The sequence below is a fragment of the Thalassospira sp. A3_1 genome (assembly GCF_017744215.1).
Classification (GTDB): domain Bacteria; phylum Pseudomonadota; class Alphaproteobacteria; order Rhodospirillales; family Thalassospiraceae; genus Thalassospira; species Thalassospira lucentensis_A.
Genome location: NZ_JAGHQQ010000005.1, coordinates 99,298 through 118,109, shown reverse-complemented (window position 1 = coordinate 118,109; position 18,812 = coordinate 99,298). Strand labels below are relative to the sequence as shown.

The window sequence follows — 18,812 nt, the reverse complement described above, 5'->3', positions numbered from 1 at the left end:
CCCGTGATCGTGATCGATCAGATCGACATCACGATACGGCCATCAATGGTACCGGCCCGCATGCGGTCAAAGATCGAATTGATGTTTTCCATCGGTTCGGTGGTGAAATGCGAATGCACTTTGCCGTCGCCCGCAAATTCCAATGCTTCCTGAAGATCGGCACGCGTGCCGACGATGGAGCCGCGAATGGTTTTGCGCGACAGAACGGTGTCAAAGATATCAAGCTCGAACTTGCCGGGCGGCAGGCCGCACAATGCCATCGTGCCATGACGGCCCAGCATACCAACACCCTGTGCAAAGGCGGATTTCGAAACCGCAGTCACAAGAACCCCGTTCGCCCCGCCCATCTGTTTTTGCACTTCGGCAACCACATCGGTTTCCTTGGCATTCAGAACCCAATCAGCACCAAGGTCCTTGGCAAGTTTCAGTTTTTCCGGGCTGATATCAACCGCAATCACCTTCATGCCCATGGCCTTGGCATATTGCACGGCCATGTGGCCAAGCCCGCCGACGCCGGAAATGACAACGGTTTCACCTGGCTTGCATTCGGTTTCCTTAAGCCCCTTGTAAACGGTAACCCCGGCGCAAAGCACCGGTGCGGCATTACCGAATTCAAGCGGGTCGGGCAGGTGGCCGACATAGTTCGGGTCGGCAAGAACATATTCGGCAAAGCCGCCATTGACCGAATAGCCGGTATTAAGTTGTTCATCGCAAAGCGTTTCCCAACCGGTAATGCAATGGTGGCAATGCCCGCAGGCCGAATGCAGCCACGGCACGCCAACCCGGTCGCCTTCCTTGACCGAGGTAACGCCTTCGCCGACTTCGGCAACAATGCCGACACCTTCATGGCCGGGGATAAAGGGCGGGTTTGGTTTGACCGGCCAATCGCCTTCGGCAGCGTGCAGGTCGGTATGGCAAACACCGGATGCCTCGATCTTTACAAGGATTTTGCCGGGCGTGACTTTGGGAACGGTGACTTCCTCGATCGACAATGGCTTGCCGAATTCCCGCACAACGGCGGCCTTCATGGTAGCAGGCATGCTCGTATCCTCCTTGCGGAATGACTTTGTGCCCGAAAATGCGGGCATGCATTAAGCGCGCAGGAAGGGTATAGGCTGTTGGGGTTCTAAACTTTGCGCTGCATCAAGGAACGCGATAAAAGCCGACTATTCATCCTCGCCCGGAAGCTCCAGAACATAGTCCTGATAATAGTCGGGTGGCATTCCGGCTTCATATCGGGCTTCGTCGTTAAAGGGTGGTTTCAGCGGCCCGCGGAAATGTTTGCGCAGCATGTCATGCCATGTCGTGTAATAGGGCAGGCCGCGCTGATCGCAGACATATTCATAATATTTACGCCCCGCCGCGACATGGGCGATTTCATCATGGGCGATGATTTTAAGGATGCGCGCACTTTCGGTATCGCCATGCGACAGCAGCCGTTCAATGGTCGGCGGGGTGGCATCAAGGCCGCGCGCCTCAAACACCATCGGCACCACGGCAAGACGCGGCAGAATGTCATAGGCCGTATCCATCGATGTCTGCCACAGGCCATCATGGGCCGGCAAATCGCCATAGGCCGCATCCATTTCACCCAGACGTTTGTTGATCATCTTGAAATGACGCGCCTCGTCATCGGCGACCTGAACCCAGGCATCATGAAAATGCTTGGGCATGTCGGCTTCGGGAAAGCGCACGCAAAGGTCCCACGCCAGATCGATGGCATTAAGTTCGATATGCGCCAGCGCATGCAAAAGCCCGATGCGCCCCTGAACGCTGCCCTTTTTACGCTTGGGCATTTTGTTGGGCGGCAGCAGTTCGGGCTTTGCCGGGCGGCCCGGGCGGTCTGGAAGATCGGTTGATCCAACCTCGGTAATCTCGCCATTACGCCACATCGCCGCCATTTCGGCGGTGACATCGGCTTTTTCTGTGGCGTCCGCCGTCATAAGGGCACGTTTGGCGGCTTCGGCAAGGGTAAGGCGGGACATGGGCTGTTTCCGGAACATGAAGGATTACCGGCTTTCTGTGCCATGTGCGCCAAGGCGGGTCAATCCCGGCATACTGATGACACGAAAAAGGGCGACCGGAAAATCACGGTCGCCCTGTCAAAACGGTATGGTCTGTCGATCAGGTAATGTTAAAGCGCGCCAGTGCCTCGGCCAGATCCTCGCCAAAGGCCGGGCCTTTGCGGATGATGGCGGTCCTGCATGGCAGGTCCTGAAGGGACGGGTGGTTCGGCGCATCCGATGTCAGAACGGCGGTCGGGATGTTGCGGGTTTTCGGCATGGCCTGCAACGCATTGGCAACATCGACACCGCCAAGTTCATCGATGGTTTTGGCAACAATGATGAAATCCGGGCGGGTGCGCACGGCAAGTTCAATCGCCTCGAACGAGCTTTGCGTGACCGAACTGCGATAGCCGCAGGCCGCCAGTTCGCGTTCGACAATGGCCGACATGGAACGCTGCGGAATAACCAGAAGGGCTTCGACATTGGTTTTTTTTAGCCAGTTCGGGTCAATGTCAGGCGCACGTTTTGACGGCAGTTCACGCACGAATTCGGCTGAATCAGCACCGCCACCGGACATGTCACCATCCAGCAGCCCTTCGATCTTGTCGACAAAGGCCTGAATATCGGCAATCGCCTCTTCGGTCAGTTCGCGGCATGTCGTGGCATAATCCGCAAGACGGTGGCTTGTCAGATTGACCAGCGGCGCATTGACCGACTTGCCCTTGTAACGAAGATTGAAAATCTCGCGCTGGATCGCGGTCAGGATCGCCGGATCGGCCTTGCTGCGCGCATTCTGAAGATGCACGCCAATGCTGTTGACGATGTCGTTCGCTTCATCACGGAAATCGGCGAGCATCTGATCGTCGAGATCGATAACATTCTTGCTCATTATTATATCCTGCCTTGCCGGTTGCCCGGTCATTCGCCATACGCCAGGAAGTGCAAAATCGCTACACCCATAACTCCCATATCCGGATTCTTAGCCCGATAAACAAGGCAAGGCAATATATTGAATAAGCCTGTGGTTTATTAGGTGTTTGAAAACTATCTTCTTTTAACCGTTACAAAAAATGCAAAACCGGCCGGATTTTGGTCCGACCGGTCCTGTTCGTAAGGGCAGGGCTGGAAATTACAACGCCTTGACGGCGGCAAGAACCTCGGCGACGTGGTTCTTGACCTTTACCTTGCGCCACACATTGCGGATCACGCCTTCACCATCAATGACAAAGGTGCTGCGTTCGATTCCCATGAATTTTTTGCCATACATGCTTTTTTCCGTCCAGGTGCCGTAATCCTCGCAGGTCGTGCTGTTTTCATCTGATGCGAGGATAAAGTTCAGATCATGCTTGGCCTTGAACTTGTCATGGCGATCCGCACTGTCCTTTGAAATGCCGATGATCTGGGCATTGACCGCACTGAAATCGGGTTCGGCATCGCGAAACTCGCAGGATTCCGTGGTGCAGCCCGGCGTCATGTCCTTGGGATAAAAATAGATCACCACCGGTTTGCCTTTAAGGTCCGATAATTTGACCGAACCACCACCATCGGTCGGCAGGTCGAAATCGGGGGCCTTGTCACCAACATCAAGCGTCATTTCTTTATCCTTGTTCAAAGTGTCGCGTTCCTGACCGGCTTCGGAAAGCCATGTCAGGAAGTTTCGCCAAAATCTGCGTACCAAATTACAAAGCCTTATAAGCATTGCCAATTCATCCGGATCACTCTGGTCATTCCGAACGTGGCGGAAGTTTTTCTGCCGGTTCGGTGATCAGTCGGTCATAGACGGCCTTGATCCGTGTTGCCGTTTCATCAAGCTTGACCTGAAGCGCATCAAAATCATCGCACTGCCCGGCCCGTGCGAGCATGCGGCGCAAATCGGTGCTGGCATTTTTCGGCTCAAACGGCCCCTCGGTCGTCAGGCGCAGGATCGCCTGCAGTGCCAGCCAGAACGACCCGGCATTGGCAAGGAATGTGGCTTCCTCGGCTTCCAGAATGCCCGCAGCACCAAGGTTTTTGAACACCTCGCGCGTGGTCGGGGACAGGATTTCGGGATGGGTGTGCGCATGTGCCAGTTGCAGATATTGTGCAATGAATTCCAGATCAACCAGCCCGCCGCGCCGCATCTTGATCGCCCAGGGATGACTGTCGCCTTTGCCCGCATCCATGCGGTTGCGCATGTCATAAACATCGCGCAGCAGATCATCGGGATTGCGCTTTTTCTGCAGGACCGCATTGGTGGTTTCCATAACCCTGTCACACAGGGCTTGCGGGCCATAAACCGCACGAAGGCGCGTTAGCGCCATATGCTCCCACGTCCAGGCTTCGTTAAGCTGATAGGCCTCGAAACTTTTGAAATGGGTGGCAAGCGGCCCCTTGTTGCCGCTGGGGCGCAGGCGAAGGTCGGTTTCAAACAGCACACCTTCTGCTGTCGGTGCCGAAAGGGCGTTGATGTAACGCTGGCTTAACCGGATGTAATAATGGCCGGGACTAAGCGGCTTTTCGCCATTTGATTCCTCGGCATCCTCTGGCACCTCATAGACAAAGATCATATCAAGGTCGGAACCGGGCGAAAGTTCCTGCCCGCCATGTTTGCCAAGCGCAAAGACGGCAAGCCCGCCGTCATCAAATTTGCCATGCTTTTGCGCAAAATCATCGGCAATCCGCGGGAAAAGTGCCCGAATGGCCACATCGGCCACATCGGCAAGGGCCCGGCCTGCCTGATGCGGAGTATGGCGGTTCTGGATGGTCTGGACATCAATGCGGAATTTCTGATCATTCGCCCAGCGCCGTGCGGTATCAAGCCAGTCTTCGACCATATTCTCGCGCGCAAGCCGGGTGTTAAGCTCATCCAGCATCGTGTCGGCATCGGGCAGTTCGTCGTGGAAACCCGACATCAGGACATAATCAAGCACCCCGGCATTGCGCCCAAGATATTTGGCCATGCGCGGGGCTGTGCCCGCGATCTGTGCCAGAAGTTCCAGCAATTCCGGGTTCGCCGTCACCAGCGAGAAAAGCTGAACCCCCGCAGGCAGACCTTTGAGGAATTCGTCAAACGCCCGAAACGCCATGTCCGGATTGGTGGTTTGCGACAATGCCTTCAAAAGGGTCGGCATCAGTTCGGTCAGGATTTCACGCGCGCGTCGTGACCGGGTGGCGCGATACCGCCCGTGATGCCATCCCCGCACCGTGACCGAAACATTTGTCGGGTTCTCGAACCCCATCTGGCGCAAATTTTCAAGTGTTTCAGGATCATCTTCCGTGCCGGTAAAGACAAGGTTTCCATCCGCTGCTGCAAGCGGAATATCATCTTCGAACAATTCGGCATAATTGCTTTCGACCTTGCGCAGGTGATGCAAAAGATCGGCCTTGAAAACATCAAGCGTGTCATAGCCAAGGAAGGTCGAAAGCGCATGCAACCCTTCCTCGGTTTCAGGCAGGGTCTGGGTCTGATGGTCGTTTGTCATCTGCAAACGATGTTCGACCGTGCGCAGAAACTCATAGGCCGCCAGCATTTCATCGCGCACCTGTTCGGACACCTGCCCGAATTTGGTCAGTTCGCGAAGCGCATCACAGGTCGCCTTGCAACGCAACGCAACGGCCCGCCCGCCCCAGATCAGTTGCTGGGTCTGGGCGAAAAATTCAATCTCGCGAATGCCGCCCCGGCCAAGCTTGATGTTATGGCCGGGAATAACGACCTTGCTGCCGCCTTTATGGGCGTTGATCTGGCGCTTGATCGAATGAATATCCTGGATCGCAAGGAAATCAAGATGCTTGCGCCAGACATATGGGCGCAATATTTCAAGGAATATATCCCCTGATTTCTTGTCACCTGCAACGATCCGTGATTTGATCATTGCCGCACGTTCCCAGTTCTGCCCGACCGTTTCGTAATAGGTTTCAGCCGCCAGCATCGACAGGATCGGCGGGGTGGATGCCGGATCGGGGCGCAGGCGCAGATCGGTGCGGAAAACATAGCCGTCGCCGGTGCGTTCTTCCATGATGCGCGTGACATCGCGCACCATCCGCACCAGATCCTGCTGCAAACGGTCCGGGTCGATATAGGTGACAACCTCTTGATCATAAAGGAAGATCAGGTCGATATCGGATGAATAGTTAAGCTCTTTGGCGCCAAGCTTTCCCATGCCAATCGCAAAGATCCCGCAATCGCGCAACGGATCGTCGGGATGGGGCAGGTCGAATTTGCGCTGCTTTGCCGTCGCCGAAAGGCAATGGGCCAGTGCAAATTCAAGGGTCACTTCGGCGGTGGTGCTAATCGCGCCCGTGATTTTATCAAGCGACCACGCCCTGCAGATATCGGCCATCGCAATCACAAGGGCCGCCCGGCGTTTTGCCTTGCGCACCATCATCATGGTTGTCGCCTGATCGGTCTGGGCTGCGTCCGCACTTTTGCGCACCGGATCAAGGGCCGCGTCAAAGGCCACGTCAAGTCCCTGATCAAACACCAGACAGATGATATCGGGATCGCGCAGACACAGATTGCCAAGATAAGGGCTGTTGCCAAACATCGCCGCCAAAACGTCGCGTTTCGGTTTGTTGGCCGCAATATCGCCAATCTGTTGTGCGAGATTCTCGAAAGCGGGGCGATCGGCAAGCGCAGACCATCTTTCGAAACCGTTATTGCAACGATCGGTATCGAAGGGTTTCGGCAGATCTGGCGTAATCCAGGAAAGAGACACTTTTTGCTTTCCTTGTGTTGCTCTTGTTATTGCTCTTGGACGTAAAACCGGGCTATCCCTTGGCTTCGTGACGCAACGCAGGATATATCCGGCATCCGGCCACGCACGCGACATGACACGGAAAGGTTTCCTTATGCCCCCGACGATACCAAAAAGGGGACAGGGAAACAGTATCAGTTTACATTTATTGGGTTTTTCGCAGGCCGGGAAACATCATTGGCTTGACGGCGTTGTTACATTGATTGGAAATGTCATTCATGGCATCGCAAATTCGGGATCTTTAGGCAGGTGCGTCGCATCAAAATCTTTACTGGCTGGTGTGGGCTGTTTCTTGCAGCCGTGATCCTGTTTGTCGGCGTTTTCGCCGGTGTTCTGGTCTGGCGCATCGCGCAGGGCCCGGTTTCCCTGCATCGTCTCGTGCCTTATGTCGTTGCCGAACTGAATGAAAGCAGCGGTGACACCAAATTCGAAGTCGGCGACATGGTCCTGTTCTGGCGCGGATGGGAAGAACGGTTTGATATCCGTCTTCAGGATGTTTCGGTGCGCGACGGGGTAGGAAGTGAGATGCTTCATGTGCCAGAGGCCGACGTGGTGTTTTCCAGCAAGGCGCTGTTTGACGGGGTTCTGGCCCTGCGGGAACTGAACCTGATCGCACCGAAATTGCGTCTGGTCCGGCACGCCAACGGCCAGATCGATATCGGGTATAATCCCGAAGGGCAGGCCGAAGCCGAAACCACGCCGCAATCCCTGCCAGTCCCTGATCCCACCGAACCCGAAACAGCGCCACAACCGGCACAAAGCAATCCGGGCGCCCCGGCATCCGGTGATGCCAGCGGCAACAATGCCGAACAGCCGGGCGTGAATATGCCCCTGCCGTCGCCATCGGAAGGCACCGGGACCGAACCCGATCAATCGCTTAGCGATGCGCAACGCGGTATTCGCGATGGCAGTGCGGCCATGCGCGAAATTGTCGCGATCCTGTCGGGCGAGATGGCCGATTTTCCCGCCGCCGCCTATTTCGAAAGCTTCGGCGTATCTGGCGCGGATCTTCAAGTATGGGACGAGGCCCTTGATCTTGTCTGGGCGGCACCGTCTGCCGATATCCGTCTGTCACGCAAACCGATGGGCATTCACGCCGAAGCAACGATGAAGGTCAATGCCGGGCTGGTATCAACCGATGTCAATGTTACGGCCGAATATGACAGCCGGGTCGAGGAAATCGACATGGTGGCCGATATTGGCGAAGTCATCCCGTCAAACCTGACCAGCATATCGGATACGTTTATTGATCTGGCCGGGGTGGATGTCCCGGTATCCGGCAGGCTTACGGCAAAGCTTGGCGCGGATGGCAGTGTGATCGAGCTTGGCACCGATCTTGACCTTGGTGTGGGCCGGGTCGATCTGCCCGCCCCAATGGTTGCGGCCTATCACGTCACCGGCGGCAAGGTGGGCTTAAGCTTCGTACCCGGTCGGCTAAGCTTTGACGATGTCCGGATCGAAGCTGGCGAAACCGCGGCTGTCCTGAAAGGGCAGGCAATAAATCCGCTTGGCCAGTGGGCCATCGATATCACCGCCACGGCAACCGACGTCCGGACCAACGACCTGCCGCAATTGTGGCCCGAAACCGTTGGCGACAATGCGCGGACATGGGTGGTTGAAAACCTGACCGAGGGCATCGTTCATCAGGCCGAACTGCGCACCAGACTGCATCAGGATGAAACCGGCAATATCGTTGTCGATCATCTGGACGGCGAAATGAACATGACCGGCGTTACCGTTCATTACCTTGGCGATATGCCATCGGTTCTGGGCGCAGGCGGCCGGGCGGAGTTTGATCAGTCAAGCTTCAGCATCTTCGTTAATGAAGGCGAAGCCGACGGCATCGTCGTTGACGAGGCAACGCTTGTTTTCTCGCAGCTCGATACCGACAGCGAAATGGCCGATTTCGAAATCGTCGCCCATGGTGGTGCGCGCAATGCGCTTGAAATGATCGATGAAGAACCGCTTGGTTTTGCCACACAGCTCGGTATCGATCCGGCACAGATCGAAGGTGAACAGGCAACCCGTGTGAAGCTGCATTTCCCGTTGTTAAAGGATCTGTCGTTTGATGATGTCGAGGTCGCAGCCGCTTCACGCATCGAAAATGCCGCAATTACCGATGCGTTCCGCGATCTTGATATTTCCGATGGCACCTTTGAATTGCAGGTCAATACCAAGGGGCTCGAACTGTCGGGAGAGGCCGCAATTGGCAAGGGACGAACCAACATCAAATGGGTCGAAAGCTTTGCCGATGATACCCCCGTCATCAGCCACTATGACCTTGAAGGCGATCTTGATCTCGCCGCGCTGGAGCAGGTCGGTTTTGCCGCTGATCCCTATCTGAGCGGTGTCGCGACCGGCAAGGTCACCATCGAACATCTGCGCAGCAACGAGGTCGCCATCAAGGCGCAGACCAGCCTGTCTGCGGCTGATATTGCGCTTGATATGGTCGATTATCATAAAACGCCGGGGCAGGATGCCAGCCTTGCGTTCGATCTGACCGTCAAGGCCAATGGCGCGGGCGAAGTCCGGTCCTTTGATCTGATGGCACCCGAACTGGTCGCCAAGGCCAAGGGGCGCTGGCGCGGAGATAGCCCGATTGCGGATAAATTCACGGTTAATCTGGCCGATACGCGCTTCCGAGAAAACCTTGCGATTGCAGGCGCCATTACGGTTGATCAGGGCGGCAAACTTCTGGTCGATCTGAAGGGCAAGCAGTTTGATCTGCGTCCGTTTGTCGAAGATAAGCCAACGGACGGTTCGGAAAAAACGGCAAACCCGGCGGGGGATTTCGATGCGATGGACATCCGTCTCGAAGCAGCCGACTTCCTGATCAAGGGCGAACGTCCGGTTCTGCGCGATGGATCGATCCTTTTGCATCAGACGGGCGAAAACCGCGAAATTGAAATCAACGCCCGGCAGGCCGATGCCCAGCCATGGCTTGTCGGTGATGACGATGCCCCGCGCGACCCCGGCCCCGCCGAAAGCCCCAATAGCGGTGGCATCGGCCAAAACGCATCCCGGACCGGCGGGCGGACCGATATCTTCCTGTCCATCGATCAGCTGATCATGGCCAATGGTGAATTGATCGATGAAATTGACGGGTCAATTCACGTTGTTGGTGACGAATGGGATGGTCTGGTCCTGAACGGAACGATGGGGGATCGGACCAATGTCTTTGCCCAGGTCGAACGCAAGGACCCGAAAACGCGCAACGTTCGCCTGACCAGCGACGATGCAGGCAAATTCCTGCGTGCGGTCGATCTTTATGAAAACCTGCTGGGCGGGGCACTGACCATCGAGGGGACGGTCGATGACAGCACATGGTCGCAACCCTTCACCGGCAAGGTCAATATTACCGCCTTCCGTGCGGTGAACGCACCGCTTGCCGCCCGCGTGCTCGGCGCGGCATCCCTGACCGGGCTTGCCGATGTGCTGGGCGGGAATGGGATTGCGTTTTCCGAACTGAACGGCGATTTCACCTATGCCAATGATGTGCTCTCGCTTAGCAAATTCGCCGCCAACGGATCGGCGGTTGGCGTCACCAGCAATGGGTCGATTGATCTGGCCAAATCCGAAATCCGTCTGGCCGGCTCAATCGTGCCGATCTATTCGCTGAACTCTGCCCTTGGCGCGATCCCGCTTCTGGGCGATTTGCTGGTGGGCGAGGAAGGCGGGGGTATTTTCGCCCCGACCTATACCATCGAAGGTGCGCTTGAAGACCCGGAAGTCACGGTCAATCCGCTATCGACCTTTGTGCCCGGCGTGTTCCGCAACCTGATCACCGGGGCCGAACCCGGTTAAGGACGGCAGGGTACAGACAACATCAAAAAGGCCCCGGAAATGTCCGGGGCCTTTTGTATTCTAGCACGTGTTTGAACGCGACCTGCTTAGACCGGCTTGATCAGAACGTGGCGCTTCTTGCCCGCCGAAAGCTTGATGACGCCATCTGCATTGATCGCATCACCGCCAATGGTGATGTTTTCATCATCGACTTTCTCGTCATTGATCTTGGCCCCGCCACCCTTGATCAGGCGACGTGCTTCACCGCCCGATTTGGCAAGGTCGGCACGACGGAACAGATCAAATGCCGGAATACCGGCCTCGATTTCCGATTTCGGAACTTCGACAGTCGGCAGATCATCGGCCAGAACGCCTTCCTCAAACGTTTTGCGTGCGGTTTCCGCTGCCGCAAGGGCGGCTTCTTCACCGCGGCACAGTTTGACGGCTTCGAATGCCAGAATCTTCTTGGCTTCGTTGATATCCGAACCTTCAAGCTTTGCGTATTCTTCGATCTGTTCAAGCGACAGCTCGGTAAACAGGCGCATGAACTTGATGACGTCCGCATCTTCGCTGTTGCGCCAGAACTGGTAATAATCATAGGCCGACAGGCGTTCCTCGTTCAGCCAGACAGCACCCGATGCCGTCTTGCCCATCTTCGCACCCGATGCGGTGGTCATAAGCGGCGTGGTCAGGCCAAACAGCGCGCTGTCATCCACGCGACGGCCAAGCTCGACGCCATTGACGATATTGCCCCACTGGTCCGAACCGCCCATCTGCAGAACGCAGCCATATTTGCGCTGCAGTTCGACAAAGTCATAGGCCTGCAGGATCATATAGTTGAATTCAAGGAAGCTCAGCGACTGTTCACGTTCCAGACGCAGCTTGACGGAATCAAAGCTCAGCATCCGGTTGACCGAGAAATGGCGACCGAAATCACGCAGGAATTCGATGTAATTGATCTTGTCCAGCCAGTCGGCATTGTTGACCATGACCGCATCGGTCGGGCCATCGCCAAAGGTCAGGAACTGCTGAAAGACCTTTTTGATCCCGGCCATGTTGGCGGCAATGATTTCATCGGTCAGAACCGGGCGGGCATCATCACGGCCGGTCGGATCGCCAACGCGGGTCGTACCGCCGCCCATCAGGACAATCGGCTTATGGCCGGTTTTCTGCAACCAGCGCAGCATCATGATCGAAACAAGCGACCCGACATGCAGGCTGTCTGCGGTGCAATCATAGCCCACATAGCACACCACCTTTTTTTCTGACGCATAGGCATCAAGCCCTTCAAGATCAGTACATTGGTGGATGTAACCGCGGTCATTCATGACGCGGAGAAAATCAGACTTCAGTTCAGTCATGGTTTTTGCGCTATGTTGGTTGTGAGTGTAAAAATACGAGCACCCCAAAGGGCGGACGCGATGATCTAGCACAGAAAATATCCCCACGGCAACGCATCGACGCCCTGTTTGCTATGCATGGTAACGATTTCGCGATAAATCGGGCTTAATCTGCGCTCTTGCGGCACCGACAGACGCAAAAACGCATACGGGAATGGAGTACAAAATGACAACCGGCTGGATCAAGGCCATCGGCATGATGAGCGGCACATCCCTTGACGGGGTGGATGCGGCATTGATTGAAACCGATGGCGTCGAAGTCCGGCGCACCGGTCATGCTGTTTTCGTGCCTTATAGCCCCGAATTGCGCGAACGCATGCGCGCCTGCTTTGGCAATCGCAGTGCCACCAATACCGAACATGTCGTGGCCGACGATCTGACGCTTGTGCATGTTGATGCCGTTAACATGCTGCTGGATCGTGCATCGATTTCACCATCTGAAATCGGTGTGATCGGGTTTCATGGACAGACCGTGTTTCATGAACCGGCATCGGGGATCACGCGCCAGATCGGCACACCCGATATGCTGGCCGAAAAAACCGGCATTCCGGTTGTCGCCGATTTCAGGCTGGCCGATGTTGCCGCCGGGGGCGAGGGGGCACCGCTGGCACCGGTTTATCATGCGGCACTGATGAAAAGTGCCGGTGTTGATATGCCGGTTGCGGTGCTGAATATCGGTGGTGTTTCCAATGTGACATGGATCGGCCCGGACGAGGAACTGCTGGCCTTTGATTGCGGCCCCGGCAATGCGCGGATTGATGACTGGATGCTGCGCCATACCGGCACACCGGTTGACCTGAATGGTGCAACCGCCGCATCCGGCCTGCCGGACCCGATGATCGAAGTCAGATTTCTCGAAGACCCGTATTTCGACCGCATCCCGCCCAAATCACTTGATCGCGAGGATATGGCGCTCCGCATTGATGGGCTGGTGGCCGAGGCAAAACTTGGCGTTGCCGACGGGGCGGCAACACTGGCGCAATGCACGGTGGCGGCAATCGTCGCAGGCGTTAATCATCTGCCCGAAGCCCCCTTGCAATGGTTTGTCTGCGGGGGCGGGCGGCATAATAACTATCTGATGGCGCAATTAAACAATCGGCTCGGCGTGCCGGTGCGATCTGTCGATGAACTTGACTGGGATGGCGATGCGCTAGAAGCCGAATGTTTTGGCTATCTTGCCGTGCGCCACCTGTGCGATCTGCCGCTAAGCTTTCCGGGGACAACCGGTGTGCCGGAACCGTGCCGGGGTGGAAAGCTCTATCACAGCAAAAAGGCCGCCTGATCAGGCGGCCTTTGGTCTTTTTGGCTGGCGTTGCGCGATTACGCGTTGCGCTTGTCCAGATAGGCGACCGTTTTCTTGATCACTTCGTCCTGCTGCTTGGCAAAGTAATGATCGGCACCTTCGAGGGTGCACATATCAATTTCGATGCCTTTCTGGGCGTTCAGCTTGTCGGCAAGCTTGTTGACCGAGGACAGCGGAATGTTGGTGTCGTGCGACCCGTGGATCATGATCCCGGATGACGGGCAGGGGGCCAGGAAGGTGAAGTCATATTCACTGGCCGGGGCCGCGACCGAAATAAAGCCGTCGATTTCCGGGCGGCGCATCAAAAGCTGCATGCCGATCCACGAACCGAACGAATAACCGGCAACCCAGGTTGCGCGGGCATTGGCGTTATAGGTCTGCATCCAGTCAAGTGCGGATGCCGCATCCGACAATTCGCCGATCCCCTGGTCATAAACGCCCTGCGAGCGTCCGACACCGCGGAAATTGAAACGCATGACCGAATAGCCGCGATCCTTGAACATGTTGAACATGTTAAAGCACAGCTTGTTGTTCATCGTGCCGCCCTGCTGGGGGTGCGGATGAAGAATAAGCGCAATGGGCGAATCGTCTGCGCCATTGTGGTGATAGCGACCTTCAAGGCGGCCTTCGGGGCCGTTAAAAATGACCTCAGGCATGGATCAGACTGCTCCTGTCCACGAATGGAATGGGGTGAGTGAAGAATATATCCGAGTATTTTTGTAGGTTTTTTCGTTTTTGTGCATAAATTGCTTTGGGCAAATACTTGACCAGGTTACTCGGTTATCCTATATTCCGGCTAACCCGATGGCATCATTGCTGTCCGTTTTGCGCGGTTCGCGCAAGCGGGCAACGATGTCGGCTGCCGGGAATCGAAGCTACTAATTACACAGTGGATAGCCCGATGTTCAAGCTAATTCGTCAGGAAATAGACGCGATGATCGCCCGTGATCCTGCGGCGCGTTCCCGCTGGGAAGTCGTGATCAGCTATCCGGCGTTTCATGCAATCATGGGATATCGTGGCACAAACTGGCTGTGGAAGCGCGGTTTTCGTTTAACCGCACGCTTCCTGTCACAGATTTTGCGCTGGCTGACCGGGATCGAAATTCACCCCGGTGCGACTATCGGCAAACGCTTCTTCATCGACCACGGCATGGGGGTCGTGATTGGTGAAACCGCCGAGATCGGCGATGATGTGACGCTTTATCAGGGGGTAACCCTTGGCGGGACATCGCCAAGTGTGAACAGTGACGGCCAGCGCGGGCTGAAACGTCACCCGACCCTTGAAGATGGTGTGATTGTCGGCTCTGGCGCGCAGATCCTTGGTCCGTTCATTGTCCGCAAGAATGCGCGTGTTGGTGGCAACGCCGTCGTGCTGTCCGAAGTCCCCGAAGGTGCGACCGTGGTCGGTATCCCCGCCCGCATCGTGCGTCGGGAAAAAGATGATCGTTTCTGTGCCTATGGCACGCCGCTGGGCGATCTGCCCGATCCGGTTGCCCGCGCTCTTGAAGAACTGGGCCGCGAAGTCCAGACGCTGCGCAATCAGGTTGCCGCCCTCGAAGCCGACAAGGCAGGCGCTGCTGCCGGTGCGGATAAACCGGCAAAGCCGCGGATTGTCGCGGCATCCGAGTAATTTTGGCCCGCCTGAAATCGGGCGGGTAAAGACAGGGGCATCAAATCGACATGTTGATCGCCCATAAAGGAAATACAGAGCTTGTGATCATTTCCCGACAGTTCGGGTCTTGATCGACAGGTAGGAGGACGAACCGTGAAGCTGAGTACAAAAGGCCGCTATGCCGTGATGGCGATGGTCGATCTCGCTGATAGCAGCAGGGACCGGCCGGTCGCGCTTGCCGATATTGCGGACCGTCAGGAAATATCCCTGTCCTATCTGGAACAGCTTTTTGGCAAATTGCGCAAAGGCGGGCTTGTCCGTTCCGTGCGTGGTCCGGGTGGCGGTTATCTGCTGGCCCGCACCGCCGAGGATACCCGGATTGCCGATGTGATCCTCGCCGTGGACGAGCCGATCCGCGCAACCCGGTGCAAATCGGGATCGCCAAAGGGCTGCAAATCCAATCAGGGCCGGTGTCTGACCCATGAATTGTGGGAAGAACTTGGCAACCAGATTTATCTTTATCTGGCCTCTGTCAGCCTGGCCGACGTTGTGGATCGCCGTGTTTCCGGATCGACCCGGATGTTTGAACCGCGGACCACGAAAATCAAAGAGCCGAGCCAGGTTGCAGCCCAGTAACTTGTCCTCTATATCGAGGGCAGAATAAGAGAATGCGAATAAGGATGATTTTAAACTGATGACCAACCCGGTTTACCTTGATTACAACGCAAGCGCGCCGCTGTGCCACGAAGCACGGCAGGCAATGCATGCGGCGATGGAAGTCGCGGGTAACCCGTCATCGGTTCATGCATCCGGCCGTGCGGCACGCAAGATTGTCGATCATGCCCGTCGCCGGATCGCCGATCTGGTTGGTGGTGACGCCGAACGCGTGATTTTCACAAGCGGCGGTACCGAGGCCAACAATCTGGCCCTGAACGGGCTTGAGGATGTCACCGTATTTACCAGTGCGGTCGAACATCCCTCGGTGATCGAGGCACGGTCTGATGCGAAACGCATTCCGGTTGATGCCAATGGCGTCATTGATCTGGCCGTCCTTGAAACCATGCTGCGTGCGGCATCGGATGCCGGGCAAAAGGTTCTGGTTTCGGTGATGCTGGCCAACAATGAAACCGGCGTCATTCAGCCGGTGGCCAAAGTCGGCCTGCTGGCGCGTGAATATGGTGCAAAGGTCCATTGCGATGCCGTTCAGGCATTGGGCCGCATGCCGGTCGATATGGGCCAGCTTCTGGTCGATATGATATCGATTTCGGCCCACAAGATCGGCGGCCCCAAAGGGGTTGGTGCGCTGGCAATCGCGCCCGGTGTGATGCTGGTGCCGCAAATCCGCGGCGGCGGGCAGGAAAAATACCGACGGGGTGGCACGGAAAATACCATCGGGATCGCGGGCTTTGGTGCCGCGGCCGAACGGTGCGAAACCACCCGGTCGAAAATGGACGATATCCGCGATCTGCGTGATCGTCTGGAAACGGTTTTGGCATCAGAAGCCCCCGAACTTCTGATCGCCGGAAAAGGAACGGATCGACTGGTCAATACCAGTTGCCTGATCCTGCCGGGCATGCCGGGGGAAACCCAGGTGATGGCCATGGATCTTGCAGGGATTGCGATCAGTTCGGGATCAGCCTGTTCATCAGGCAAGGTACGTGAAAGCCACGTATTGAAGGAAATGGGGGTTACCGATGCCGGATCGGCCATAAGGGTCAGTCTGGGACTGGAAACCACCAATGACGAGATTGATACATTTATCCGCGTTTGGAGCCGGATGCGGGGCAATGCAGTGCGTAAGAAAAGTGCGCGCCACGCTGCCTGACAAAGAGTGAGTGAGGAAGCCTTAACTATGAACGAGCTTAAAGCAAAGCCGATCTATCTGGATTACCAGGCAACGACGCCGACCGATCCGCGCGTGGTGGAAACCATGCTGCCGTACTTCACCGAGAAGTTCGGTAACCCGCATTCGCGCAACCACAGCTTTGGCTGGGAAGCGGAAGATGCGGTCGAGGTCGCACGTGACCAGGTCGCCAAGATCATTGGCGCCTCGTCCAAAGAGATCATTTTCACCTCGGGTGCGACTGAATCGAACAACCTTGCGCTCAAAGGCGTGATGAAGTTCTACGGCAAGAAAAAGCCGCACCTGATCACGGTCGTGACCGAGCATAAATGCGTGCTCGACAGTGCCCGTCACCTTGAACAGGAAGGTTTCAAAGTTACCTATCTTGGCGTCAAGGATAACGGCCTGATCGACCTTGAACAGCTTAAAACCGCGATCACCGACGAAACCGCGATTGTGTCCGTCATGGCGGTGAACAACGAAATCGGCGTGATCCAGCCGCTGAAGGAAATCGGCGAAATCTGCCGCGAGCGTGGTGTGTTCTTCCACACCGATTGCGCGCAGGCGGTTGGCAAGATTCCGCTCGACGTTGACGAGATGAAAATCGACCTGATGTCGATTTCCGGCCACAAGATTTATGGCCCGAAAGGCATTGGTGCGCTTTATGTCCGCCGTCGTCCGCGTGTTCGCGTCATCGCACAGATCACTGGTGGTGGTCAGGAACGCGGCATGCGTTCCGGTACGCTGCCGACCCCGCTGATCGTTGGTCTGGGCAAGGCCTGCGACATCGCCATGAACGAAATGGCCGAAGAAAATGCCCGCATCATGGAACTGCGTGACTACACCATGAAGCGTTTCCGTGACCGCCTTGCCGACATCTACCTGAACGGTGATGAAACGCAGCGCGTTGCCGGCAACCTCAATGTTTCCTTTGCCTATGTCGAAGGCGAAAGCCTTCTGATGGACATCAAGAACATTGCGGTCTCGTCGGGTTCGGCATGTACCTCGGCGTCGCTTGAGCCGTCATACGTTCTGCGTGCGCTGGGTGTTGACGAAGAACTCGCCCATACCTCGCTTCGTATCGGCATCGGTCGCTATACCACCCGCGAAGAGCTTGATCAGGCGATTGACTCGATCTGTGTCGCTGTCGAACGTCTGCGTGAAATGAGCCCGCTTTGGGAAATGGCCCAGGAAGGCATCGACATCAAGTCGATCGAGTGGGCTGAACACTAAGCGTAACGAACTATTCCTTCTCGTGAGAGAGAAACAGGACTTTTAGGAGGACTTTTACCATGGCTTATAGTGAAAAGCTGATCGACCATTACGAAAACCCGCGCAATGTCGGTTCGATGGACAAGAACGAAACGTCTGTCGGGACCGGTCTGGTCGGCGCACCGGCCTGTGGCGACGTCATGAAATTGCAGATCAAGGTGACCGCAGACGGGATCATCGAAGATGCAAAGTTCAAGACGTTCGGTTGCGGTTCGGCCATTGCGTCAAGCTCGCTGATCACCGAATGGGTCAAGGGCAAGTCGCTTGACGAAGCCGGTTCGATCAAGAACTCGCAGATCGCCGAAGAACTGGCTTTGCCGCCGGTGAAGATTCACTGCTCGATCCTGGCAGAAGATGCCATCAAGGCAGCGATCGCCGACTACAAAACCAAAAACGGTCAGGGCGAAGTCGAAGCTGCTGAATAAGCAGCTTCACGACCCCGTCGTTTTCGGGAATTCAGGAGAAGACTATGGCATTACCGTCCCCGATCAGTGTCACCCCGGAGGCGCTTGTTCATATCAAGGCGTTACTTGATAGCCGCGGCAAACCGTCCGAAGGCATCCGCCTTGGCGTGCGCAGCAAAGGGTGCTCGGGTCTGTCCTACACGCTTGAATATGCAGATGATGCATCGGGCTTCGAAGAAGTCGTCGAGCTGGAGGATGGCGTGAAGCTTCTGATTGACCCAAAAGCCATCATGTTCGTGCTTGGCACCGAGATGGATTACGAGGTCAACAAGATGGAAGAAGGTTTCGTGTTCCGTAACCCCAATGAAAAGGGGCGTTGCGGCTGCGGGGAATCCTTCCACGTCTGACGGCCCGCCGGGTTTTCCCTGCTTTCTGACTGTCATGGCCCCGGTGATA

The 18,812-nt window shown here is 56.2% G+C and carries 15 protein-coding genes; 8 read left to right on the top strand and 7 right to left on the bottom strand.

Annotated elements, in window-relative coordinates; translation table 11 throughout:
- Positions 1-17 precede the first annotated feature (17 nt).
- From adhP to J7395_RS18620, 5 genes are all read right to left on the bottom strand, one after another.
- Positions 18-1,040, bottom strand: a complete 1,023-nt coding sequence (adhP, locus tag J7395_RS18640) for an alcohol dehydrogenase AdhP (protein ID WP_209223121.1) — start codon at positions 1,038-1,040, stop codon at positions 18-20.
- A 126-nt stretch (positions 1,041-1,166) separates the two neighbouring features.
- The gene (locus tag J7395_RS18635; protein ID WP_097052354.1) at positions 1,167-1,985 is read right to left on the bottom strand and encodes a ferritin-like domain-containing protein; all 819 of its coding nucleotides are present in this window, start codon (positions 1,983-1,985) and stop codon (positions 1,167-1,169) included.
- A 139-nt stretch (positions 1,986-2,124) separates the two neighbouring features.
- Positions 2,125-2,895, bottom strand: a complete 771-nt coding sequence (locus tag J7395_RS18630) for a hypothetical protein (protein ID WP_062952107.1) — start codon at positions 2,893-2,895, stop codon at positions 2,125-2,127.
- 240 nt (positions 2,896-3,135) lie between these two features.
- Complete coding sequence (gene bcp / locus J7395_RS18625; RefSeq protein WP_209223231.1) at positions 3,136-3,600, bottom strand: thioredoxin-dependent thiol peroxidase; 465 nt, start codon at positions 3,598-3,600, stop codon at positions 3,136-3,138.
- 130 nt (positions 3,601-3,730) lie between these two features.
- Positions 3,731-6,700, bottom strand: a complete 2,970-nt coding sequence (locus tag J7395_RS18620) for a bifunctional [glutamine synthetase] adenylyltransferase/[glutamine synthetase]-adenylyl-L-tyrosine phosphorylase (RefSeq protein ID WP_209223119.1) — start codon at positions 6,698-6,700, stop codon at positions 3,731-3,733.
- A gap of 288 nt (positions 6,701-6,988) precedes the next feature.
- Here J7395_RS18620 and J7395_RS18615 point away from each other — a divergent pair, with 288 nt between their 5' ends.
- Positions 6,989-10,543, top strand: coding sequence for an AsmA-like C-terminal domain-containing protein (locus J7395_RS18615; protein WP_209223117.1), 3,555 nt, complete (start codon positions 6,989-6,991; stop codon positions 10,541-10,543).
- Between the two features lie 86 nt (positions 10,544-10,629).
- Here J7395_RS18615 and tyrS read toward each other — a convergent pair whose 3' ends face one another.
- Positions 10,630-11,883 (bottom strand): tyrosine--tRNA ligase, encoded by a 1,254-nt coding sequence (tyrS, locus tag J7395_RS18610; protein WP_062959457.1) that lies wholly within the window; start codon positions 11,881-11,883, stop codon positions 10,630-10,632.
- 205 nt (positions 11,884-12,088) lie between these two features.
- On the opposite strand from tyrS, the gene J7395_RS18605 reads away from it, so the two are divergent.
- Positions 12,089-13,204, top strand: coding sequence for an anhydro-N-acetylmuramic acid kinase (locus J7395_RS18605; protein WP_209223115.1), 1,116 nt, complete (start codon positions 12,089-12,091; stop codon positions 13,202-13,204).
- 38 nt (positions 13,205-13,242) lie between these two features.
- Here J7395_RS18605 and J7395_RS18600 read toward each other — a convergent pair whose 3' ends face one another.
- A complete protein-coding gene (locus J7395_RS18600; protein WP_209223113.1) occupies positions 13,243-13,881 on the bottom strand; it encodes an alpha/beta hydrolase in 639 nt (212 codons plus the stop codon).
- A gap of 245 nt (positions 13,882-14,126) precedes the next feature.
- Between J7395_RS18600 and cysE the strand changes: the two genes are divergently transcribed.
- The 6 genes from cysE (at position 14,127) to J7395_RS18570 (ending at position 18,763) form a co-directional block, all read left to right on the top strand.
- Entirely contained in the window at positions 14,127-14,855 is a 729-nt protein-coding gene (cysE, locus tag J7395_RS18595; RefSeq protein ID WP_082832728.1) for a serine O-acetyltransferase, read from the top strand.
- 135 nt (positions 14,856-14,990) lie between these two features.
- Positions 14,991-15,473, top strand: coding sequence for an Rrf2 family transcriptional regulator (locus tag J7395_RS18590; RefSeq protein WP_062952116.1), 483 nt, complete (start codon positions 14,991-14,993; stop codon positions 15,471-15,473).
- Positions 15,474-15,531: 58 nt separating this feature from the next.
- The gene (locus J7395_RS18585; RefSeq protein WP_209223111.1) at positions 15,532-16,662 is read left to right on the top strand and encodes a cysteine desulfurase family protein; all 1,131 of its coding nucleotides are present in this window, start codon (positions 15,532-15,534) and stop codon (positions 16,660-16,662) included.
- A 27-nt stretch (positions 16,663-16,689) separates the two neighbouring features.
- Entirely contained in the window at positions 16,690-17,913 is a 1,224-nt protein-coding gene (locus J7395_RS18580) for an IscS subfamily cysteine desulfurase (protein WP_209223109.1), read from the top strand.
- 59 nt (positions 17,914-17,972) lie between these two features.
- Positions 17,973-18,377, top strand: coding sequence for a Fe-S cluster assembly scaffold IscU (gene iscU, locus J7395_RS18575; protein ID WP_007091926.1), 405 nt, complete (start codon positions 17,973-17,975; stop codon positions 18,375-18,377).
- Positions 18,378-18,421: 44 nt separating this feature from the next.
- On the top strand, positions 18,422-18,763 hold the full coding sequence (locus tag J7395_RS18570; protein WP_062952119.1) for an iron-sulfur cluster assembly accessory protein: 342 nt from the start codon (positions 18,422-18,424) through the stop codon (positions 18,761-18,763).
- The last annotated feature ends 49 nt before the right edge of the window (positions 18,764-18,812 follow it).